We start from the raw sequence: 22,274 nt of genomic DNA on the forward strand, positions 1-22,274 counted from the left end.
CGCACCGTGAGCGCCAACCTCTACGACATCCTCAATGTCGACGAGTCCGCGAGCGTCGACGAGATCCGGTCCGCGTGGAAGGCCGCGGTCGCCGACCTCGACCCGACCGACCGCCGCTTCCGTGCGTTCAACGACGCCGCGGCCGTGCTGCTGGACACCGACAAGCGGGCGGCGTACGACGCCGAGCTGGCTGCCGCCGCCGCCGACGACGCCGAGCTGGCTGCCGCCGCCGCCGACGACGCCGAGCTGGCTGCCGCCGCCGCCGACGACGCCGGAGCGAGCACCGCGGGGGAGGAGCCGGCACCGGCACCCGTGACCCTCACCAAGACCGGCACTGCGGCCGGGGAAGACACCGCCGTCAAGGACGCCGTCGACACCGCTGGCACCGCCGACACCGCCAGCGCAGCGAGCACCGTCACGGCACCGAAGCCGGTCCCGGCGCCGGCTCCCGACCCGGCGCCGGCGAAGCCGGTGAGTGCCGGTCCTCCGGGCTGGGCGCTGGGCGCGGCCGGCGTGGGCGCGCTCGCCGCGCTGGCCCTCGCGGTCGTGCTGCTCTTGCAGCCCGGCGGCAACGTGTTCGCCGACGACTCGCCCAAGGACGTCGCCGCCGCCAACGCGAGCTTCGAGAAGGCGTCGCTGTCGGTCGAGGGTGCTGCCGAGCGGATGATCGCCGACGTCTTCTCGTACAACTACAAGACGATGGACGCCGACCTCGAGCGCGCCCAGCGGTACGTCACGCCGGAGCTCGGCGCGAAGCAGGCCAAGGGATGGCCCGACATCGCCAAGGACGCCGCCGACCAGAAGCTCGTGGTCCAGGCGCGTGCCGAGGCGGTGGCGCTCACCCGGGTCAGCCCCGACCGCAAGGACGCCACGGTGGTGGTGTTCCTGGTGCAGGACAGCACCCGCAACGGGGTCGACCAGACGCCGCTGCGGATGTGGGTGTCGCTCCGGATGGTGCACGACGACGGCAGCGCCGACGGCTGGCTGATCGACGACGTGTGCGTCGACTCGAACTGCGACAAGCCCGGCAGCTAGCGGTCGCTGTGGTCCGCACGCGTGGCGGCCGCGTCTCGTGACGCGTCTCGACGTGCGGCCTTCGACCACGCCTTCGCTGCGCTCAGGCGTGGCGGCCTTGACCTCTGGCGGTCTCGCGCAGCATGATCGGCGCACCGGTTCGACGGCTGTGAGGCCGAGCCGCTCCTCGACTGCGAGAAAGTTGCGCAGCCGACATTGTGGAGTGCTCGAGTATCGGGTATCGTGGCTCCTTGCGCCTGCCCTCAGATGCGCTTCGGCCTGCCCGGTGGCCGATGACGTGGTGGACAGGGCGCTCTCGAAGAGTCGAACCCGTCGAAGGACAACTCTTGGCCGCGCGCACCACCCCCGGTAAGTCCCGCATTTCTTTCGCGAAGATCTCCGAGCCGCTGGCACTGCCGCAGCTCCTCTCGCTCCAGACCGACAGCTTCGACTGGCTGATCGGCAACGAGGCCCACAAGGCTCGTATCGAGGCTCGTATCGCCGCCGGCGTCGACGCCACCTTCAAGTCCGGTCTCGAGGAGATCTTCGAGGAGATCTCCCCGATCGAGGACTTCTCCGAGACGATGTCGCTCTCGTTCGAGAACCCCGTGTTCTACGACCCGAAGTACACCGTCGACGAGTGCAAGGAGAAGGACCTCACCTACTCCGCTCCGCTCTACGTCTCGGCCGAGTTCACCAACAACGAGACCGGTGAGATCAAGGGCCAGACGGTCTTCATGGGCGACTTCCCGCTCATGACCCCCAAGGGCACCTTCGTCATCAACGGCACCGAGCGCGTCGTCGTCTCGCAGCTGGTCCGCTCGCCCGGTGTGTACTTCGAGCGCACCGCCGACAAGACGTCCGACAAGGACATCTACACCGCCAAGCTCATCCCGAGCCGCGGGGCCTGGCTCGAGTTCGAGATCGACAAGCGCGACATGGTCGGCGTCCGTCTCGACCGCAAGCGCAAGCAGAACGTCACCGTCCTGCTCAAGGCGCTGCAGGCCATCGCCGAGGACACCGGCGAGGCCTACGACTACGACGCCGTGATGGCCGACCTGCGCCAGTACGAGTCGATCCAGCTGACCGAGGAGAAGGACAACACCTCCGGTCCCGACGACGCGCTGCTCGACATCTACCGCAAGCTCCGTCCGGGCGAGCCGCCGACGCGCGAGGCCGCGCTGACGCTGCTGAAGAACTACTACTTCAACCCGAAGCGCTACGACCTGGCCAAGGTCGGTCGCTACAAGGTCAACAAGAAGCTCGGCCAGCACGAGGCGTTCGACCAGCAGACGATGACGATCGCCGACATGGTGGCGACCATCAAGTACATCGTCCAGCTGCACAACGGCGACGAGTTCGTCACCGCCATCGGTGGCGAGATCCGCAAGGACGCCGACGGCAAGGACCTCCCGGTCTCCGCCGACGACATCGACCACTTCGGCAACCGCCGCATGCGCACGGTCGGCGAGCTGATCCAGAACCAGCTCCGCACGGGCCTTGCCCGCATGGAGCGCGTGGTCCGCGAGCGGATGACGACCCAGGACGTCGAGGCGATCACGCCGCAGTCGCTGATCAACATCCGCCCGGTCGTGGCGGCGCTGAAGGAGTTCTTCGGCACCTCGCAGCTCTCGCAGTTCATGGACCAGACCAACCCGATCGCCGGCCTGACGCACAAGCGTCGCCTCTCGGCGCTCGGCCCCGGTGGTCTGTCCCGTGACCGCGCCGGCATGGAGGTCCGTGACGTCCACCCGTCGCACTACGGCCGCATGTGCCCGATCGAGACGCCGGAAGGCCCGAACATCGGTCTGATCGGCTCGCTGGCCTCCTACGGCCGGATCAACCCGTTCGGCTTCGTGGAGACCCCCTACCGCAAGGTCGCGGGCGGCACGGTCACCGACCAGATCGACTACCTCACCGCCGACGACGAGGACCGCTACGTCATCGCCCAGGCGAACGCGGCGCTCGACAAGAACAACAAGTTCGTCGAGGACCGCGTGCTGGTCCGCCAGCGCAACGGCGAGGTCGCCGAGGTCCCGGCCGACGAGGTCGACTACATGGACGTCTCGCCGCGCCAGATGGTGTCGGTCGCGACCGCCCTGATCCCGTTCCTCGAGCACGACGACGCCAACCGTGCGCTCATGGGCGCCAACATGCAGCGTCAGGCCGTTCCGCTCATCAAGAGCGACAGCCCGATCGTCGGCACCGGCATCGAGTTCCGCGCCGCGGTCGACGCCGGTGACGTCGTCGTCGCGACCAAGGCCGGCGTCGTGAAGTCCGTGTCGGCCGACCTGGTCGAGACCATGGACGACGACGGTGGCTACTCGTCGTACCGCCTCGCGAAGTTCAAGCGCTCCAACCAGGGCACCTGCATCAACCAGCGTCCGCTGGTCGAGGCCGGCGACCGCCTCGAGGTCGGCTCGCCGATCGCCGACGGCCCCTGCACGGACAACGCCGAGATGGCCCTGGGCACCAACCTCCTCGTGGCGTTCATGCCGTGGGAGGGCCACAACTACGAGGATGCCATCATCCTCAGCCAGCGCCTGGTGCAGGAGGACGTCCTCACCTCGATCCACATCGAGGAGCACGAGGTCGACGCCCGCGACACCAAGCTGGGCCCGGAGGAGATCACGCGGGACATCCCGAACGTCTCCGAGGAGATGCTGGCCGACCTCGACGAGCGCGGCATCATCCGCATCGGTGCCGAGGTCCGCGACGGCGACCTGCTGGTCGGCAAGGTCACGCCCAAGGGCGAGACCGAGCTCACCCCCGAGGAGCGCCTGCTCCGCGCGATCTTCGGTGAGAAGGCGCGCGAGGTCCGCGACACCTCGATGAAGGTCCCCCACGGCGAGACCGGCACGGTCATCGGCGTCCGGGTCTTCGACCGCGAGGAGGGCGACGAGCTCCCGCCGGGCGTCAACCAGCTGGTGCGCGTCTACGTCGCGCAGAAGCGGAAGATCTCCGTGGGTGACAAGCTCGCCGGCCGTCACGGCAACAAGGGCGTCATCGCGAAGATCCTGCCCGTCGAGGACATGCCGTTCATGGAGGACGGCACGCCGGTCGACGTCGTGCTCAACCCGCTGGGTGTTCCGCGACGCATGAACATCGGCCAGATCCTCGAGCTGCACCTGGGCTGGCTCGGCAAGCAGGGCTGGCACATCGACGCCGACCTCAAGAACGAGGACTGGGCCCAGCGCCTGACGGCCATCGGTGCCGACCAGGCCGACCCGAACACCAAGCTGGCGACCCCCGTCTTCGACGGCGCCCGCGAGGACGAGATCACCGGCCTCCTCGGCCAGACGCTGCCCAACCGCGACGGCGTCCGGATGGTCAAGGAGACCGGCAAGGCCCACCTGTTCGACGGTCGCTCCGGCGAGCCGTTCAAGGACCCGGTCTCGGTCGGCTACATGTACATCCTCAAGCTCCACCACCTGGTCGACGACAAGATCCACGCGCGTTCGACCGGCCCCTACTCGATGATCACGCAGCAGCCGCTGGGCGGTAAGGCCCAGTTCGGTGGCCAGCGGTTCGGTGAGATGGAGGTCTGGGCGATGGAGGCGTACGGCGCCGCCTACGCCCTCCAGGAGCTGCTGACCATCAAGTCCGACGACGTGCCGGGTCGCGTCAAGGTCTACGAGGCCATCGTGAAGGGCGAGAACATCCCCGACTCGGGCATCCCGGAGTCGTTCAAGGTTCTCGTCAAGGAGATGCAGTCGCTCTGCCTCAACGTGGAGGTCCTGTCCCAGGACGGCACCCCCATCGAGATGCGTGACGCGGAGGAGGACGTCTTCCGCGCCGCCGAGGAGCTCGGCATCGACCTGTCCCGTCGCGAGCCCAGCTCGGTCGAAGAGGTGTGAGCCGCGTGGCGCGCCTCCGGGCGCGCCACGCCTCCACCCCACCTACTTCACTTTCCAAGAACTAACGAAGGACAGCAGCCATCGTGCTCGACGTGAACTTCTTCGACCAGCTTCAGATCGGCCTGGCCACCGCGGACGACATCCGTACGTGGAGCCACGGCGAGGTGAAGAAGCCGGAGACCATCAACTACCGCACGCTCAAGCCCGAGCGTGACGGCCTCTTCTGCGAGAAGATCTTCGGTCCCACCCGGGACTGGGAGTGCTACTGCGGCAAGTACAAGCGAGTCCGCTTCAAGGGCATCATCTGCGAGCGCTGCGGCGTCGAGGTGACCCGGTCCAAGGTCCGCCGTGAGCGGATGGGCCACATCGAGCTCGCCGCCCCGGTCACCCACATCTGGTACTTCAAGGGTGTCCCGAGCCGCCTCGGCTACCTGCTCGACCTGGCCCCGAAGGACCTCGAGAAGGTCATCTACTTCGCGGCCTACATGATCACCTCCGTCGACGAGGACGCGCGCCACCGCGACCTCTCCGACCTCGAGGGCAAGATCGGCCTGCAGCGCCAGTCCATCGAGAAGCGCCGCGACGCGGGCCTCGAGGACCGGACCAAGAAGCTCGAGGAGGACCTCGCGGCCCTCGAGGCCGAGGGTGCCAAGGCCGACCAGCGCCGCAAGGTGCGCGACGGTGCCGAGCGCGAGCTCAAGCAGCTGCGTGACCGCGCCCAGCGCGAGCTGGACCGCCTCGACGAGGTCTGGGACACGTTCAAGACCCTCAAGGTGCAGGACCTCATGGGTGACGAGGTCCTCTACCGCGAGATGAAGAACTGGTTCGGCAAGTACTTCGAGGGCCACATGGGCGCCACGGCGATCCAGAAGCGCCTGCAGGACTTCGACCTCGACGCCGAGGTCGAGAGCCTGCGCGAGACCATCGCCACCGGCAAGGGCCAGCGCAAGGTCCGCGCGCTCAAGCGGCTCAAGGTCGTCGAGGCCTTCCGCAAGACCGGCAACAAGCCCGTCGGCATGGTCCTGGACGCCGTCCCGGTCATCCCGCCGGACCTGCGCCCGATGGTGCAGCTCGACGGTGGCCGCTTCGCGACCTCCGACCTCAACGACCTGTACCGCCGCGTCATCAACCGGAACAACCGCCTCAAGCGGCTGCTCGACCTCGGCGCGCCGGAGATCATCGTCAACAACGAGAAGCGGATGCTCCAGGAGGCCGTCGACTCGCTGTTCGACAACGGCCGCCGCGGCCGTCCGGTGACCGGCCCGGGCAACCGCCCGCTCAAGTCGCTCTCCGACATGCTCAAGGGCAAGCAGGGTCGCTTCCGCCAGAACCTGCTCGGCAAGCGCGTGGACTACTCGGGCCGTTCGGTCATCGTGTCGGGTCCGCAGCTGAAGCTGCACCAGTGCGGTCTGCCCAAGCAGATGGCGCTGGAGCTCTTCAAGCCGTTCGTCATGAAGCGGCTCGTCGACCTGTCGCACGCGCAGAACATCAAGTCGGCCAAGCGGATGGTCGAGCGTGGCCGCCCGGTCGTGTGGGACGTCCTCGAAGAGGTCATCACCGAGCACCCCGTGCTGCTCAACCGTGCGCCCACCCTGCACCGCCTCGGCATCCAGGCCTTCGAGCCGCAGCTGATCGAGGGCAAGGCCATCCAGCTCCACCCGCTCGTCTGCACCGCCTTCAACGCGGACTTCGACGGTGACCAGATGGCCGTGCACCTGCCGCTCTCCGCGGAGGCGCAGGCCGAGGCCCGGATCCTGATGCTGTCGACCAACAACATCCTCAAGCCGTCGGACGGCCGTCCGGTGACCATGCCGACCCAGGACATGATCATCGGCCTGTTCTTCCTCACCACCGAGCGTGGCGAGGCGACGGTCGAGGTGGACGGCGAGGCGCACCTGCGCTCCTTCTCGTCGCCGGCCGAGGCGATCATGGCCTACGACCGCAACGAGATCACGCTGCAGGACCGCGTCCGCATCATGCTGACCGACTACGCCATCGAGGGCCACGAGCAGGGCGAGGCCGTCCTGCTCGAGACCACGCTGGGCCGCACGATCTTCAACGACGCGCTCCCGGCCGACTACCCGTACGTCAACGAGGAGGTCGGCAAGAAGCGCCTCGGCGCGATCGTCAACGACCTCGCCGAGCGCTACCCCAAGGTGGTCGTGGCGGCGTCCCTGGACGCCCTCAAGGACAACGGCTTCCACTGGGCCACCCGCTCGGGTGTCACCGTCTCGATCGACGACGTCATCACGCCGGAGAACAAGGCGGAGCTGCTCGGCGAGTACGAGGCCCAGGCCGCCAAGATCCAGAAGCAGTTCGAGCGCGGTCTGGTGACCGACGAGGAGCGCCGCCAGGAGCTCATCGAGATCTGGACCAAGGCGAGCCAGGAGGTCGGCAAGGCGCTGCGGTCGACGTTCGAGGCCAACCCGACCAACCCGATCTACGTGCAGGTGCACTCGGGTGCCTCGGGTAACTTCAACCAGATCAACCAGGTCGGCGCCATGCGAGGCCTGGTGGCGAACCCGAAGGGCGAGATCATCCCGCGGCCGATCAAGGCCAACTTCCGCGAGGGTCTCTCCGTGCTCGAGTACTTCATCTCGACGCACGGTGCCCGCAAGGGTCTGGCCGACACCGCGCTGCGGACCGCCGACTCGGGTTACCTGACCCGTCGTCTGGTGGACGTCTCGCAGGACGTCATCATCCGTGAGGACGACTGCGGCACCGAGCGTGGCCTGCCCAAGGTGATCGGTGTCCGTGGCGAGGACGGCGTCGTCGTCAAGGACGACAACGCCGAGACCGCGGCGTACGCCCGGACCGCTGCCAAGGACATCGCGCACCCCGACACCGGCGAGATCCTCGCCGGCGCCGGCGAGGACCTGGGCGACGTCAAGATCGCCGAGCTCATCGAGGCCGGCATCGAGACGGTCACCGTCCGCTCGGTCCTCACCTGCGACGCCCGCACCGGTACCTGCGCGAAGTGCTACGGCCGCTCGCTGGCGACCGGCAAGCTCGTCGACATCGGTGAGGCGGTCGGCATCATCGCCGCCCAGTCGATCGGTGAGCCCGGCACGCAGCTGACCATGCGTACCTTCCACACCGGTGGTGTGGCGTCGGCCGACGACATCACGCAGGGTCTGCCCCGCGTCGTCGAGCTGTTCGAGGCCCGCACCCCGAAGGGTGTCTCGCCGATCTCCGAGGCCGCCGGCCGCGTGGAGATCGAGGAGACCGACAAGGCCCGCAAGGTCCTGGTCACGCCCGACGACGGTGGCGAGGTCATCGAGTACGTCGTCAGCCGCCGCTCGGCGCTGCTGGTCGGCGACGGCGACCACATCGAGGTCGGCCAGATGCTGACCAAGGGCACGCCGGACCCGAAGGAGGTGCTCCGCATCCTCGGTGTCCGCCGGACGCAGCAGCACCTCGTCGATGAGGTCCAGGAGGTCTACCGCAGCCAGGGTGTGTCGATCCACGACAAGCACATCGAGATCATCGTGCGGCAGATGCTGCGCCGGATCACGGTGCTCGAGTCGGGTGAGACCAACCTGCTGCCGTCCGACCTGGTCGACCGCGTCCTCTTCGAGGAGGAGAACCGTCGCGTGGTCTCCGAGGGCGGCAAGCCGGCCTCGGGTCGTCCGGAGCTGATGGGCATCACCAAGGCCTCGCTCGCGACCGAGTCGTGGCTCTCGGCGGCCTCCTTCCAAGAGACCACCCGGGTGCTCACCGACGCCGCGATCAACGGCCGCTCCGACAGCCTGCGTGGCCTGAAGGAGAACGTGATCATCGGCAAGCTGATCCCGGCCGGCACCGGCCTGGAGCGCTACCGCAACATCCGCGTCGAGCCGACCGAGGAGGCGCGCGCCGCGGCGTACGCCGTCACGGGCTACGAGTCGTACGACTACGAGTTCGGCAACGCGGCCGGCCAGGCCGTGGCCCTCGACGACTTCGACTTCGGTTCCTACCAGAACTGAGTCCGTCGCAACGGAACGCCCGTCCTCCCTCGGGGAGGGCGGGCGTTCCGCATTTCCGCGCACCGGAGGCGAGAACCGGAGGGCCGCAGGCGGCGTCACACCTGGCATGAAGACCCTCCTCCGCCTGCTGGCCGCCACCGCACTCCTCGTGGCGGGATCCTTCCTCGTGCCCTCCCCGGGCCCCGCGACCGCCGCCGCAGCGGTGGGCGTGCCCGGATGTCGCAACGCCGACCTCCACGCGCGCTACCGGGCGACCGACAACGGGGCCGGACACCGCTACGGGAAGATCGTGCTGACCAACGTGTCGACCCACTCCTGCCGCACCGGCGGCTTCGGCGGGCTGTCGTACGTCGGCGGTGGCGACGGCACGCAGATCGGCGCACCCGCGACCCGCGAGGGCACCGCCACGTCGTTCGTCCTGGCCCCCGGGCAGCGTGCCGTGAGCCGGGTCGACGAGGTCGTCGCCGATCTGTACGACGCCGCGACCTGCCGCCCGCGCGCCGTGGACGGCTTCCGGGTCTACGTCCCGAACGCCACCCGGTCGCAGTTCATCGCCCATCGCACCCGCGGCTGCCTGAACCCGGCCGTGCACCTGATCTCCCACACGGCGTACCGCAAGGTCGGGTGAGTCGGGGCAACTGCGAGAATGGGCGCATGAGCGACGCGCCCTCCCTGAGCACCGACGTCCTGGTGGTCGGCGCGGGGCCGGCCGGCTCCGCGGCAGCGGCGTGGGCCGCCCGGGCCGGCCTGGACGTCGTCCTCGCCGATGCGGCGACCTTCCCCCGCGACAAGACCTGCGGTGACGGCCTCACGCCGCGCGCCATCGGCGAGCTCGAGCGGCTCGGCCTGCGCGACTGGGTGCGCTCGCACACGGTCAACCAGGGCCTGCGGGCCCACGGCTTCGGCCAGACGCTGCACCTGCCCTGGCCCGGCGGCAATCTGCCGGACTGGGGCAGTGCCGTCGCCCGGACCGAGCTCGACGACCACCTGCGCACCACCGCCCTCGACGCGGGCGCGGCCGGGCTCGAGGGCGCCCGGGCGGTCGACGTACGGATGGACGGCGACCGGGTCGCGGCCGTGGTGTTCAAGGACGGCCGGGAGGTCGCCTGCAAGCGGCTCGTCGTCGCCGACGGCGTCCGCTCGCCGCTGGGCAAGGTGCTCGGGCGCGAGTGGCACCGCGACACCGTGTACGGCGTGGCCGGGCGCTGCTACGTGAAGTCGACCCGTGCCGACGACCCCTGGATCAGCTCCCACCTGGAGCTGCGGGGCGAGCAGGACGAGATCCTGTCCGGCTACGGCTGGATCTTCCCGCTCGGCGCCGGGGCGGGCGAGGTCAACCTCGGCGCGGGCACCCTCGCGACCGCGAAGCGTCCGGCCGACGTGGCGATCAAGCCGCTGATGAAGCTCTACGCCGACCGGCTGCGTGAGGAGTTCGGCCTCGGCGACGAGCTGCGGATGCCGACGTCGGCGCTGCTGCCCATGGGCGGCGCGGTCTCGCACGTCGCCGGCCGCAACTGGGCCCTGATCGGCGATGCCGCTGCCTGTGTCAACCCGCTCAACGGCGAGGGCATCGACTACGGCCTCGAGACCGGCCGCCTGGTCGCCGAGCTGCTCGCCGAGACCCCCGACGTGGACCTCGCGACCGTGTGGCCGGAGATCCTCCGCGCCCACTACGGCGAGTCCTTCTCCATCGCCCGCCGCCTCGCCGGCCTGGTCACCGTGCCGCGCCTGCTGCCGGCCCTGGGGCCGGTCGGCATGCGCTCGGACCTGCTGATGACCCTCGCCCTTCGCTGGATGGGCAACCTGGTCACCGACGAGGACCGCGACCGCTCCGCCCGGGTCTGGCGGTGGGCCGGCCGGCGCTCGCTGGCGCGCGACGCCCGACCGCCCTTTGCCTGACCCGAACCGTCGCGCCACTAGGGTGGAGGGCGACGGACAGGAGGCGGCGATGGCGCAGCGGGTGCAACGACTGGCGGCGTACGCCGTCATCGTCCGGGGCGACCAGATCCTGCTCTCCCGGCTCTCCGAGCGGGTGACGAAGAAGGAGCTGTGGTCGCTGCCGGGTGGCGGTGTCGACCACGGCGAGGACCCGGCGGACGCCGTGGTGCGCGAGGTCTACGAGGAGACCGGGCTCGACGTCACCATCGACCGGACGGCCCAGGTCCACTCGCTGCACGTCGAGGACTCCTGGCGGCGCGGCCGGCGCGTCGACGCCCACTCGGTGCGGATCGTCTACGAGGGCTGGGTCCCGGCCGATGCGCCCGAGCCGCACGTCACCGAGGTCGACGGGAGCACCGCCGAGGCGGCGTGGAAGCCGGTCGCCGGGGTGCTGGACGGCTCCGTGCCGACGGTCAGCCTCGTGGGTGACGCCCTGGCGTCGTACACGGTCCGGCAGCGGCAGCGCACGGCCGCCTACGCCTATGTGGTCCGCGACGGCGCGATCCTGCTGACCCGCACCTCCGACCTCGCACCCGACCCCGGCACGTGGCACCTGCCCGGTGGCGGCATCGACCACGGTGAGTCGCCGACCGACACGATCCGGCGCGAGCTGTGGGAGGAGGCCGGCCTGGAGGGCTCGGCCACCGCCCTGCTCACGGTGCTCGACCACCACTTCACCGGCACCGCGCCCAACGGCCGGGCCGAGGACTTCCACGCGATCGGGATCATCTACCGCGCCGAGGTCGGCCCGGGGGAGCCGCGCGTCGTGGAGGAGGGTGGTACGACGGACGCGGTGGCCTGGGTGCCGCTCGCCGACATCGCGGCCGGCCGGCTCAAGGTCTACGGCTCGGTGCGCGCGGCCATCGAGGTCGCCGGCGATACCGTGCAGGTGTGAGCCGGCGACCCCGCAGCCGGTGGGCTCAGATCCGCGCGCGGTACTTGTAGCGCAGCGTCGCGGAGTGCACCCAGTAGGCCCGCCAGCCGGTGACGGTCGTGGCCACCACGTAACGGGTCTGGCTCGGACGCGATCCGCTCTTGCGGATGGAGCCGTCGCAGCAGCGGTCGAGGGCGGAGCGCTCGCCGCTGACGGACCAGCTGATCTCCCAGGCGCTAGCCGGGATCGCGAAGCCGAAGGACAGCCGGGCATAGCGTCCGCCCCAGCAGTCGAGCTCGGCCGAGCCGTCTTGCCAGGTGATGTAGCAGCTGCCGCGGGTCGCGGGGGATGCCTGGGTGGCGTTGCGGCGCTTGGTGGCCGTCCGGGTCACCACGGCCGTCGTCGCCGTGACCACGCGGCTGACCGACCGGGACTCGCCGGCGCCGTTCTGTGCCTCGAGGGTGATCCTGTAGCGGCCCGCCGGCACCTTCGCGCCCGCATTGGTCAGCCCGTTCCAATAGACGGTGCGGCGACCGCGGTGCAGCTCCTGGGAGAAGATCCGTACGGTGCGCCCGGCTGAGTTGCGCACGATGGTGGTGACCTCGGCGCGCTGGTTGAGCGTGATGCTGAACCCGACGCGGTCGCGGTAGCCGTCGCGGACGATCGGGTAGAAGGTCGCCGGTGAGACGACCGGGTCGCCCAGGCTCAGCGGGGCCCACGGCGCGCTGAAGGTGCCGATCGTGGTCCAGCCGGCGGTGGTGGACGACGACACCTGGACGCGGTAGTCGCCGCCCTCGACGAGAGCGGGGACGCTGAACTCCTCGACGCTGTCGTAGCCGTAGAGCGTGGTCTCGGCGATCACGCCGCTCGGACCGGCGACGCGTACGTCGAACCAGTCGCCGGAGTCGCCCATGTCGAGCTGGATCGGGCCGGTGAAGCCGAGCTCGACCTGGCTGCCGTCGACAGGCGCGATGAGGACGGGGTTGGTCCCGGCGCGCGCCGGCGCGGACACGACGGCCATGACGGCCGACACGCAGGCCAGGGTGGCGAGCAGGAGGACGAGCCTCCGGACGAGGACGGACATGGAAGGAACCTCCGGTCGGACGGGTGCAACGCCCCGGACAGTAGGGCGGGCGCCCGACGGAACCCTCGCCGGGATGGCCTACGGTGACCGGATGAGCCTCGAGACCGTCTTCACCTACGCCGCACCGGCGCTCAAGTTCGGCCGCGGTGCCTCCCGCGAGATCGGGTACGACGTCAGCGGCTGGGGCGCGCGCCGGGTCCTGCTGGTGACCGATCCCGGGGTCGCCGCTGCCGGGCACGCGGACGACGTCGCGGGCGGCCTGCGCGGCCGCGGCATCGAGGTCGTGGTCTTCGACCGCTCGCGGGTCGAGCCGACCGACGTCTCGCTGGAGGAGGCGGTCGCGTTCGCCCGCTCCGAGGGGCCCTTCGACGCCGTCGTCGCCGTGGGCGGTGGGTCGTCGATCGACACGGCGAAGGCGGTCGCCCTGCTGGTGACCAACCCCGGCGAGCTGATGGACTACGTCAACGCTCCCGTCGGCAAGGCGCGGGCGCCACAGAACCCGGTGCTCCCGCTGGTCGCCGTACCGACGACGACCGGGACGGGCAGCGAGTCGACGACGATCTGCGTGATGGACGTGCTGTCGCTGAAGGTGAAGACCGGCATCAGCCACGCGGCGCTGCGGCCGCGACTGGCCGTCGTCGACCCGGCCCTGTCGGCCACCCAGCCGGCGGGCGTCACGGCGGCCGCGGGGATGGACATCCTGTGCCACGCGCTGGAGAGCTACACCGCGCGCTGGTACGCCGACTTCGACGCGAAGACGCCGGAGCAGCGCGTGCCCTACTGCGGCTCGAACCCGATCGCCGACCTGTGGTCGGAGAAGGCGCTGGGCCTGCTCTCCACCGCCTTCCGGGCCGCCGTGCACCGCGACCCCGACGACCCGGCCGGCGTGGCCGCGGCCGACGAGATGGCGCTCGCGGCGACCTTCGCCGGCCTCGGCTTCGGCAACGCCGGCGTCCACATCCCGCACGCCAACGCCTACCCGATCGCCGGGCGGGTGCGGGACTTCACGCCCGCGGACTACCCGCAGGACGAGCCGATGGTGCCGCACGGGATGGCCGTGTCGCTGACCGCGCCGGAGGCCTTCCGGTTCACCTTCGACGCCTCGCCGGAGCGCCACCTGCGCGCCGCGCGGCTGCTGGACCCGGCGGCGCAGGGCAACGGCCCCGACGTGCTGCCCGACGTGCTCGCCCGGCTGATGCAGGACATCCACATCCCCAACGGCCTCGGCGCGGTCGGCTACGGCGAGGCCGACGTCGACGACCTCGTCGACGGCGCGCTCAAGCAGCAGCGCCTGCTGGCCACCGCGCCGAAGGACGTCACGGGCGAGGACCTCGCGGGGATCATCGGGGCCTCCCTCGAGCACTGGTGATCCCGCGCCGGTCACGACCGGTCAGGGCAGGCGCACCTCGCGCAGCCCGGTGACCACCCGGACGACGTAGTAGGCGACGCCGGCGACGCTCGGGTGCACGCCGTCGGTGCCGACGTACACGTCCTGGTTGCCGTCGCCGTGGGGGTCGACGATCGAGCCGGTCCCGGTCAGCCAGCGGTCGGTGTACGGGTCGATGAACCCGATCACGTTCGGGTGGCGGCCCAGGGTCGCGGCCAGGGTGGCGTTCATCGCCCGCGACCGCGTGTCCCAGTAGCTCGCCTGGTAGCGCCCGAGCGGCTCGATGCCCACGAGGACGACGGGCAGGTCGGGCCGCAGCCGGGCCAGGTCGTCGAGGTAGGCGTCCACCGCGGCCCGGTGTGCCTCAGCGCTGTAGGAGGCGACGGGCGCGTCGTTGAACGAGCCGTTGACGATGAGGAGGTCGAGCGGTGCCCGCCTGACCGCGGCGAGGCGTCGGTCGGAGCCGAAGACGCTCGGCACGAAGCTGCCGTACGACGGCGCCGACGACTTCGACAGGTAGCCGGTGCCGCCCTCGGCGAGGTTCCACACCCGCCAGCCGGTGAGCCGGCCCAGGGTGGGGACGGCCGCACGGCTCATGCACAGCGCCTGGGTGCACTTGTCGAACATCGAGTCGGACACGACGCCGACGGTGAAGGGCGCCGGCGTCGCCTTGATGACCGCCTTGTCGCCGGCGGGCGTGTCGACGCCGGTGAACGACAGCGGGCCGGCGAAGCGGACCCGGGTGGTCGCCCGTGCTGGGAGGACCACCACGACCCAGTTGAGGACGTAGGTGCGGTCGCCGGAGCTCTGCACGCGCAGCGGGCGCGCCGCGACCGGGCGCCCGTTCAGCCAGACCATCGCGTCGTGGGTGCGGGTGCCGCGGAAGGCGATGGCGAACCGCCGGGCGGTGATGGTGAAGGTGACGTCGACGTTCTTGACGCTCGCGTTCGTGCCGGCGTACTCGCCGCCTTTGGAGGCGCTGGCGATGTTCGACCCGGACTTCGCGCTCGCGAGGGTGAGGAAGGGCACCGGCCGGCCGGCGTGGGTGAACGCCGTCCCGTCGTACCACCACCGGCGCCGCAGGTCCCTCCACCCGGGCCGGGTCGTGGTGACCGCGACCCGTACCTGGCTGGTCGTCAGCGGGGTGGTGCTGCTCGGCCTCATCAGCTCGGCCAGCCGCGGCCCGCGGGGGTGGAGGTCGTCGGGGACGGCGTAGGGCGCCGTCGTCCGGTCGACGGGCGCGACCCCGTCGGCCTCCGCGTGCACGGCGACCGTGAGGGTGGTGCCGGCGTCCTCCGCCGTCAGCGTGTACGACGCCCCGGTCGCGCCCTCGACCGGCACCCCGTCGCGGGACCACTGGTAGGTGAGCGTGGTGGGCGCCGGGCGCCAGCCGTCCAGGTCGACCCGGACCTCCTCGCCCAGCCGGGGCAGTCCGATGACCGCAGGCTGCGGGGCGACGAAGCTGCCCTCCCGCACGACGCCGGTCGGCCGGCTGTCGCGCACGACGAAGCTCGACGACGAGCCGCCGCTGGGAAAGGCGGTCGCGGACACGGTGATCACGTGGCCCAGGTCGGCGCCCGTCAGCGGGTACGACGACCCGGTCACGGAGGTGCGTACGCCGTCGCGGTTCCACTCGAGACCGGTCGTCGCCGGCGTGGGCGACCAGGTGCCCGTCGTGGCCTCGAGCACCGAGCCGACGGTCAGCTCGCCGGTCACGGTCGGCAGGGGAGCGGTCGTGAACGGCGGCGCGGCGTCCGCGAAGACGTAGATGCCGAGCGCCTCCGACGGCACGCTCGTCGTACCGGTCGACGCGGGGACGACGAGACGCACCCAGCCGGCGCCCGCGAGGGCCATCGGGCCGTGGTCGAGGGGGACCGTGACGGCGAGCCGGCCGTCGTCGAGGAGGCGCGCGGTCGCGTCGACCGCGGTCCAGCCGGGGCCGGAGACCCAACGCTCGACGGCGACGTCCGCCGGCGAGGCAGGCCCGTCGCCGGCCGACGAGCCGAGGAGGGTGAGCTCGCCGCCGACCTGCGGGAAGACCGTGACCGACTCCACCGTGGGGGTCGCCGCGGCGGCCGGCGACGCGAGGACCGGCCCGAGCGGCAGGCAGGCCAGGGCCACGACCAGCGCGATGCGCAGGGCGTTCCGCACGCTGCGAGCTCCTCGTCCCCCTCCCCAGGGGTGGACCCTGGCGAGGGTAGCGACGGGTCGCGCTGCCGTTCACCGGTTCGGCCGAAATTTCACGCGTGCTCGCGGCTCCGTAGGCTGGGGGTGTGAACCCGCGCCACCGTCGACTCGTCATCCCGGCTGCGCTGGTGGTCCTGCTGCTGATCGTGGTCGTCGCCGCGCTCGTGAAGTGAGGCCCTGATGGCGAGCCGTACGGAGACGCTGGAGCAGGGACTGGCCCGGGTGCGCGAGGACCTGCTGGCCGACGACCGGCTGGTCCGGGCCGTCGCGTCCGGCCGGCGCCGCTCGGCGACCCCCGACTGGCGTCGCGTCGAGCTGCGCTGGGTCGACCTCAAGGCGGGCCGGCACCTGCAGGTCGTCCGGTACGACGCCACCCAGGCGCACACCTCCAACCACCTCGCCGGCGACGCGGCCGCTGCCGTGGTCGAGGACCTCCTCGCCGAGCCGTTCGGCAACTGGACGGTCGAGACCACGGCCCACCTGCTGTCGCTGCGGGTCACCAAGAAGGGCGACGCCGCACTGCACACCTCGGCCCGCACGCTGCCGGCGGCCGGCGCGGCGGTGGCGCCCGACCGGGGCCACGACCGCGCCAAGGAGCGGATGCTCGCCGAGGACGACCCGCTGTTCGCCGCCCTCGGGCTGGCCGACGCGCAGGGCCGGATCAAGCCCAGCCGGATGGCGAAGTACCGGCAGGTCGAGGACTTCCTGCGCATCCTCGACCGCTCGGTCGCCGACGCCCGGGCGCGCGGCCACCTGCGCAAGCCGACCGCCGAGGACCCGCTGCGGGTCGTCGACCTGGGCTGCGGCAACGGCTACCTCACCTTCGCCGCGCACCGCTTCCTCACCGAGCGCCGCGGCCTGCCGGTGCACCTGACCGGCGTCGACGTGAAGGAGCAGTCGCGCGACCACAACGCCGCCGTCGCGGCCGGCCTCGGCATCGACGCCTCCTTCGTGGCGGGCACGATCGGCGAGGCCGTCCTGGCGGAGGCGCCGGACGTCGTCCTCGCCCTGCACGCGTGCGACACCGCCACCGACGACGCCCTCGCCCGCGCCGTCGACTGGGAGGCCTCGCTCGTGCTGGCCGCGCCCTGCTGCCACCACGACATCGCGGCCCAGCTGCGCAAGGCGGACACCCCGACGCCGTACACGGCGCTGGTGCGCGACGGCATCCTCCGCGAGCGCTTCGCGGACACCCTCACCGACGCGCTGCGGGCGCAGCTGCTGCGCAGCCGCGGCTACCGGGTCGACGTGATGGAGTTCGTCGACAGCGCGCACACCCCGCGCAACACCCTGCTGCGCGCGGTGCGCACCGGCGGCGTGCAGCCCCTGACCGAGTACGACGACCTGGTGGCCACGTGGGGCATCCACCCTCGCCTCGGCGAGCTCCTGGGGACGTGAGGCGGGTGGAGAAGGTCCTGCTCGCGTTGCTGCCCGTGCCCTTCGGGATCGGCTTCCTCGCCCCCGGACCGGTCGAGGAGCCGATCGCGTCCGAGGTGGCCTTCCACTTCACCGACCCCGAGATCGTCGAGTCCAGCGGCCTGGTCGCGCAGGACGGGCTCGTCGTCACCGTCAACGACTCCGGCGACAGCAACCGGATCTTCACCGTCGACCCGGCGACGGGCGACACCGTCGGGGTGACCCGCTGGCAGGGTGAGGCCGACGACATCGAGTCCCTCGCGCCGGCCGGTGACGGGCAGGTGTGGGTCGGCGACACGGGCGACAACGAGCATGCCCGCGACACCATCACGGTGACCGAGGTGCCCTTCGGCCGCGGCGAGCGCGAGGTCCGCGGGGCGTCGTACGAGCTCTCCTACGGTGGGGCGCCGCAGGACGCCGAGACGCTGCTGAGCGACCCGACGACGGGGCGGCTCTATGTCGTCACCAAGGGCGTGTTCGGGCGGGTCTACGCGGCGCCGGAGGAGCTCGACCCCGATGCGGTCAACCAGCTCACCCCGGTCGACGAGGTCCTCGGGATCGCGACCGACGGCGCCTTCCTCCCTGACGGGAGGCACGTGATCATCCGCAATTACACGCAGGCGGCCGTCTACACCTGGCCCGACCTCGACCGGGTCGCCCTGCTCGACCTGCCCGCGCAGCAGCAGGGCGAGGGCGTCGCGGTGACCGCCGACGGCGAGATCCTGCTCAGCTCGGAGGGCCAGGACGCCGAGGTGCTGCGGGTGGAGCTGCCGGCCGACGTCCGCGCGCAGCTGGCCGGCACCTCCGCGTCGCCGTCGCCGTCGCTGTCACCGGACGCCGCGACGGGCCACGACGAGGTCGCCAACCACACGGAGTGGTGGCCGTGGGCGCTCGGCGGCCTGGCCGGCGCGGCGATCATCGCGGTGCTGGTGCGCTCGCTCCGACCCCGCTGACGGGTCCGAGAGGCTGAACCGGGCGTCGCGGGATACCGACGAGCCGTGGCCCGTCTCCGTCGCAGCTCACCCGACCAGCCGGGCTGGACCCGGCGTCGCGCCGGGCGAGGCTTCGTTCACCTCGACGAGTCCGGCCGGCCGCTGCCCGCCGAGGACGCCGACAGGTGCCGCGCGCTGGTGATCCCGCCGGCCTGGCGCGACGTGTGGATCTGCCCGTTCCCGAACGGGCACCTGCAGGCCGTCGGCACCGACGACGCCGGCCGTCGCCAGTACATCTACCACCCGGACTGGGTCTCCCGCCGCAGCGACGAGAAGCACGCGCGGGTGATCGGGCTCGGGCGCCGGCTGCCGCGGATCCGTGAGGAGGTGCTCGCCGACCTCGGCGAGGACGACCTGGGGCAGAAGGCGACCTGCGCCCTCGCCGTCCGGCTGATCGACCTGGGCTGCTTCCGGATCGGCAACGACATGTACGCCGAGGAGTACGGCTCGTTCGGGCTGACCACCCTCGAGCGCCAGCACGTGCGCCGGTCGGGGGACGCGATGGTGTTCGAGTTCATGGGCAAGTCCGGGGTCGAGCACCACGTGGAGATCGACGACGTCGTGGCCGTCGAGGCGCTCGACCGGCGGCGCCGGCGCCGCCGGTCGGACCGGAGGCTGCTGGACGTGACGGGGACCGACGTCAACGAGTACCTGCGCGGCGTCAGCGGACTGGACGTGACCGCCAAGGACTTCCGCACCTGGCACGGGACCGTGCTGGCGGCCGCGGCGCTCGCCGAGGCGCCGCCGGCGTCCGAGTCGTCGAAGACCGCACGGAAGCGAGCCGTGGCGGCCGCGATGCGGGAGGTCTCCGAGTTCCTCGGCAACACGCCCGCCCTCGCCCGCTCCGCGTACGTGGACCCGCGCGTCGTCGACGCCTACGAGGAGGACCGGACGATCCGGGCCGCCGTCCGTCGTACGGCCGGCGAGGTGGACCCGGACGCCCGCCGGGCGGCGCTGGAGCGCGCGACGCTGCGCCTGGTCGGTGGTCGGTGACACGATCGGCTCGTGACCGAGCACGAGTTCACGGCCGACCTGTGGCGCTGGCAGGCCCGCGACGAGGAGACCGGTGGTGCGTGGTTCTTCGTCAGCCTGCCCTTCGAGGTCTCCGACCTGCTGGACGAGGCCGGTCCGCGCAAGGGCTTCGGCAGCGTGCGGGTGGAGGTCAACATCGGGGCGAGCACGTGGCGGACGTCGGTGTTCCCGAGCGCCGAGGAGAAGACCTTCGTGCTGCCGGTGAAGAAGGCGGTCCGCGCCGCCGAGGGACTGGTCGAGGGCGGCCCGTGCCGCGTTCGGCTGCGGACGGTCTGAGGAGGACCCGCTGATGGAGATCGAGGTCGTCGAGGGCGACATCACCGCGCAGCAGGTGGACGCCGTGGTCAACGCCGCCAACCGGGCGATGCGGGGCGGCGGCGGCGTGGACGGCGCCATCCACCGCGCCGGCGGGCCCGCCGTGCTCGAGGACTGCCGGCGGCGCTTCCCCGACGGGCTGGCGACGGGCGACGCCGGCTGGACGACGGCGGGAGACATGCCGGCCCGCTGGGTGATCCACGTCGTCGGCCCGAACCACCACCGGGGCGAGCGGGACCGGTCGCTCCTCACCTCCTGCTACCGCCGCGCGCTCGAGGTCGCCGACGATCTCGGCGCCCGCAGCGTCGCCTTCCCGCTGGTCAGCGCCGGCGCCTACGGGTGGCCGCAGGAGGACGCGGTCGACGCCGCGCTCGAGACCCTCCGGGGGACGCCCACCCGGGTCGAGCTCGCGCGGATGGTGGCGTTCGGCCGGTCGTCGTACGAGCTCATCGTGCGGCGGCTCTGAGGCCACGGGCCGGGACTTCGTCCCGAATCCACTGACCGGTCGTCACCGCACGCGCCCGGGCGTCGTTGGTCCGCTACCGAACCAACCAGCCCCGACGAAAGGTGCGGACCATGTCGATCGAGCTCCTCGCAGCAGCCCTGCTGGTCGTCGTCGCCTTCGTCTGCGCGGGCAGCCTGGCCCGCGGCCGCGACGTCATCGCGCTGGCCCCCGTGCCCGCCGCTCCCGCGAGTGCCGACGAGTGGCGCTCCGCGGCGCTGCACCACTTCCACGAGCACAAGGACCTGCGGCGCTCGGTCGCCGAGGCCCTCGCCACGCCCGGTGCCGTCACCGGCGAGGCCCGGCGCGACCTGATGGTCGCGCTCGGGGCCCCACGGGTGGACGTGATGGCCTGATCGGGCCGCGGGGGGCGTCACTCCTGTCACAAGATTCACCGGCCGGCCGGTGAATCTCCCGTCCTTGGACGACGAAACTCATGCCTGGACGACGAAACTTCGTCGTCCAGCCATGAGTTTCACCGGCCGGCCGGTGAAACTCCCGCCAGCCGCCCCGCTCAGACCCCGAGCTGCTCCACCACGTAGTCGATCGACCGGGTCAGCGCCTCGACGTCGGCCGGGTCGATGGCCGGGTACATCGCGATCCGCAGCTGGTTGCGGCCGAGCTTGCGGTAGGGCTCGGTGTCGACGATCCCGTTGGCGCGCAGCACCTTCGCCACCGCGGCGGCGTCGATCGCGTCGTCGAAGTCGATGGTGCCGATGACCAGCGAGCGGTGGCTCGGGTCCGCCACGTAGGGCGTCGTGTACGACGTCCGCTCGGCCCAGCCGTAGAGGGCGTCCGACGACGCGGTGGTCCGCTCGACCATGCCCTTGAGCCCGCCCTGGCCGTTCATCCAGTCGAGCTGCTCGGCCATCAGGAACAGGGTGGCGACCGACGGGGTGTTGTAGGTCTGGTTGAGGCGGCTGTTGTCGATGGCCGTCTTGAGGTCGAAGAACGGCGGGATGTAGCGCTCCGACGCGGCGATCCGCTCGGCCCGCTCGATCGCGGCCGGGCTGAAGATGCCGAACCAGAGGCCGCCGTCCGAGGCGAAGCACTTCTGCGGGGCGAAGTAGTAGACGTCCGACTCGGTCAGGTCGACCGGCAGGCCGCCGGCGCCCGACGTCGCGTCGACGAGGACCAGCGCACCCTCGGTGCCCTCGGGCCGCACGACGGGGGCCATCACGGCGGTCGAGGTCTCGTTGTGGGCCCAGGCGTAGGCGTCGACGCCCTCCTCGGCGACGGCGACCGGCCGCGAGCCCGGGTCGGCCTTGATGACCGACGGCTCGTCGAGCCACGGCGCGGCCTTCACCGACGACGCGAACTTCGACGAGAACTCGCCGAACGCCAGGTGCTGCGACTTCCTCTCGACCAGCCCGAACGCGGCGATGTCCCAGAACGCGGTCGCGCCGCCGTTGCCGAGCACGACCTCGTAGCCCTCGGGCAGCGAGAACAGGTCGGCGAGGCCCTCGAGGACGCGGCCGACGGTGTTCCGCACGGGTGCCTGGCGGTGCGACGTACCCATGAGCGCGTCGCCGGTCGCGGCCAGCGCGTCGAGGTGGCTGGTCTGGATCTTCGACGGTCCCGCGCCGAAGCGGCCGTCGGCGGGCTTGAGGTCAGCGGGGATCTGGATGTCGGTCACGTGGTCAACCTTCTCGATCGGCACAGGCAGAGAGGACAGGCTGACGACGCTGTCAGAGATGTCCCCATTGTGACA

General features: G+C 71.4%; 16 protein-coding genes. 13 read left to right on the plus strand and 3 right to left on the minus strand.

The genetic code is table 11. The annotated features are described in order from the left end of the window. Positions 1–6: 6 nt before the first annotated feature. From BJ993_RS13635 to BJ993_RS13660, 6 genes are all read left to right on the plus strand, one after another. Positions 7–1,035 (plus strand): DnaJ domain-containing protein, encoded by a 1,029-nt coding sequence (locus BJ993_RS13635; RefSeq protein ID WP_179649241.1) that lies wholly within the window; start codon positions 7–9, stop codon positions 1,033–1,035. A gap of 326 nt (positions 1,036–1,361) precedes the next feature. Continuing rightward, entirely contained in the window at positions 1,362–4,871 is a 3,510-nt protein-coding gene (rpoB, locus tag BJ993_RS13640) for a DNA-directed RNA polymerase subunit beta (protein ID WP_036550330.1), read from the plus strand. An 83-nt stretch (positions 4,872–4,954) separates the two neighbouring features. Further along, on the plus strand, positions 4,955–8,836 hold the full coding sequence (locus BJ993_RS13645) for a DNA-directed RNA polymerase subunit beta' (protein WP_036550332.1): 3,882 nt from the start codon (positions 4,955–4,957) through the stop codon (positions 8,834–8,836). A 106-nt stretch (positions 8,837–8,942) separates the two neighbouring features. After that, positions 8,943–9,464, plus strand: a complete 522-nt coding sequence (locus BJ993_RS13650) for a DUF4232 domain-containing protein (RefSeq protein WP_179649245.1) — start codon at positions 8,943–8,945, stop codon at positions 9,462–9,464. 26 nt (positions 9,465–9,490) lie between these two features. Continuing rightward, complete coding sequence (locus BJ993_RS13655; RefSeq protein WP_179649247.1) at positions 9,491–10,735, plus strand: geranylgeranyl reductase family protein; 1,245 nt, start codon at positions 9,491–9,493, stop codon at positions 10,733–10,735. A 49-nt stretch (positions 10,736–10,784) separates the two neighbouring features. Further along, complete coding sequence (locus BJ993_RS13660; RefSeq protein ID WP_036550336.1) at positions 10,785–11,669, plus strand: NUDIX hydrolase; 885 nt, start codon at positions 10,785–10,787, stop codon at positions 11,667–11,669. A gap of 25 nt (positions 11,670–11,694) precedes the next feature. On the opposite strand, the gene BJ993_RS13665 is transcribed toward BJ993_RS13660, so the two are convergent. Continuing rightward, on the minus strand, positions 11,695–12,732 hold the full coding sequence (locus tag BJ993_RS13665; protein ID WP_179649249.1) for a FlgD immunoglobulin-like domain containing protein: 1,038 nt from the start codon (positions 12,730–12,732) through the stop codon (positions 11,695–11,697). A 91-nt stretch (positions 12,733–12,823) separates the two neighbouring features. On the opposite strand from BJ993_RS13665, the gene BJ993_RS13670 reads away from it, so the two are divergent. Continuing rightward, positions 12,824–14,101: a hydroxyacid-oxoacid transhydrogenase gene (locus BJ993_RS13670; protein ID WP_036550664.1), complete on the plus strand. Its 1,278-nt coding sequence runs from the start codon at positions 12,824–12,826 to the stop codon at positions 14,099–14,101. A 21-nt stretch (positions 14,102–14,122) separates the two neighbouring features. Here the strand turns inward: BJ993_RS13670 and BJ993_RS13675 are convergent, their stop codons facing one another. Beyond that, complete coding sequence (locus BJ993_RS13675; RefSeq protein WP_179649251.1) at positions 14,123–16,270, minus strand: SGNH/GDSL hydrolase family protein; 2,148 nt, start codon at positions 16,268–16,270, stop codon at positions 14,123–14,125. 216 nt (positions 16,271–16,486) lie between these two features. On the opposite strand from BJ993_RS13675, the gene BJ993_RS13680 reads away from it, so the two are divergent. The 6 genes from BJ993_RS13680 (at position 16,487) to BJ993_RS13705 (ending at position 20,919) form a co-directional block, all read left to right on the plus strand. Beyond that, the gene (locus BJ993_RS13680; protein ID WP_179649253.1) at positions 16,487–17,704 is read left to right on the plus strand and encodes a class I SAM-dependent methyltransferase; all 1,218 of its coding nucleotides are present in this window, start codon (positions 16,487–16,489) and stop codon (positions 17,702–17,704) included. A gap of 5 nt (positions 17,705–17,709) precedes the next feature. Beyond that, the gene (locus BJ993_RS13685) at positions 17,710–18,675 is read left to right on the plus strand and encodes a hypothetical protein (protein ID WP_179649254.1); all 966 of its coding nucleotides are present in this window, start codon (positions 17,710–17,712) and stop codon (positions 18,673–18,675) included. Between the two features lie 45 nt (positions 18,676–18,720). Then, on the plus strand, positions 18,721–19,707 hold the full coding sequence (locus BJ993_RS13690; RefSeq protein WP_179649256.1) for a DNA topoisomerase IB: 987 nt from the start codon (positions 18,721–18,723) through the stop codon (positions 19,705–19,707). A gap of 12 nt (positions 19,708–19,719) precedes the next feature. Continuing rightward, positions 19,720–20,022: a DUF1905 domain-containing protein gene (locus tag BJ993_RS13695; RefSeq protein WP_179649258.1), complete on the plus strand. Its 303-nt coding sequence runs from the start codon at positions 19,720–19,722 to the stop codon at positions 20,020–20,022. Between the two features lie 10 nt (positions 20,023–20,032). Further along, the gene (locus BJ993_RS13700; RefSeq protein WP_218865114.1) at positions 20,033–20,527 is read left to right on the plus strand and encodes an O-acetyl-ADP-ribose deacetylase; all 495 of its coding nucleotides are present in this window, start codon (positions 20,033–20,035) and stop codon (positions 20,525–20,527) included. Positions 20,528–20,637: 110 nt separating this feature from the next. After that, positions 20,638–20,919, plus strand: a complete 282-nt coding sequence (locus BJ993_RS13705) for a hypothetical protein (RefSeq protein ID WP_036550354.1) — start codon at positions 20,638–20,640, stop codon at positions 20,917–20,919. A gap of 158 nt (positions 20,920–21,077) precedes the next feature. Here BJ993_RS13705 and serC read toward each other — a convergent pair whose 3' ends face one another. Then, positions 21,078–22,199 (minus strand): phosphoserine transaminase, encoded by a 1,122-nt coding sequence (serC, locus tag BJ993_RS13710; RefSeq protein ID WP_179649262.1) that lies wholly within the window; start codon positions 22,197–22,199, stop codon positions 21,078–21,080. Positions 22,200–22,274: the final 75 nt, after the last annotated feature.

The sequence above is a fragment of the Nocardioides aromaticivorans genome (genome assembly GCF_013408525.1).
Lineage (GTDB): Bacteria > Actinomycetota > Actinomycetes > Propionibacteriales > Nocardioidaceae > Nocardioides > Nocardioides aromaticivorans.

What these genes read in the sequence shown, in the direction of transcription:
- BJ993_RS13650 (WP_179649245.1), top strand. Translation starts at nt 8,943, where the DNA reads ATGAAGACCCTCCTCCGCCTGCTGGCCGCCACCGCACTCCTCGTGGCG.
- BJ993_RS13655 (WP_179649247.1), top strand. Translation starts at nt 9,491, where the DNA reads ATGAGCGACGCGCCCTCCCTGAGCACCGACGTCCTGGTGGTCGGCGCG.
- BJ993_RS13660 (WP_036550336.1), top strand. Translation starts at nt 10,785, where the DNA reads ATGGCGCAGCGGGTGCAACGACTGGCGGCGTACGCCGTCATCGTCCGG.
- BJ993_RS13665 (WP_179649249.1), bottom strand. Translation starts at nt 12,732, where the DNA reads ATGTCCGTCCTCGTCCGGAGGCTCGTCCTCCTGCTCGCCACCCTGGCC.
- BJ993_RS13670 (WP_036550664.1), top strand. Translation starts at nt 12,824, where the DNA reads ATGAGCCTCGAGACCGTCTTCACCTACGCCGCACCGGCGCTCAAGTTC.
- BJ993_RS13680 (WP_179649253.1), top strand. Translation starts at nt 16,487, where the DNA reads ATGGCGAGCCGTACGGAGACGCTGGAGCAGGGACTGGCCCGGGTGCGC.
- BJ993_RS13705 (WP_036550354.1), top strand. Translation starts at nt 20,638, where the DNA reads ATGTCGATCGAGCTCCTCGCAGCAGCCCTGCTGGTCGTCGTCGCCTTC.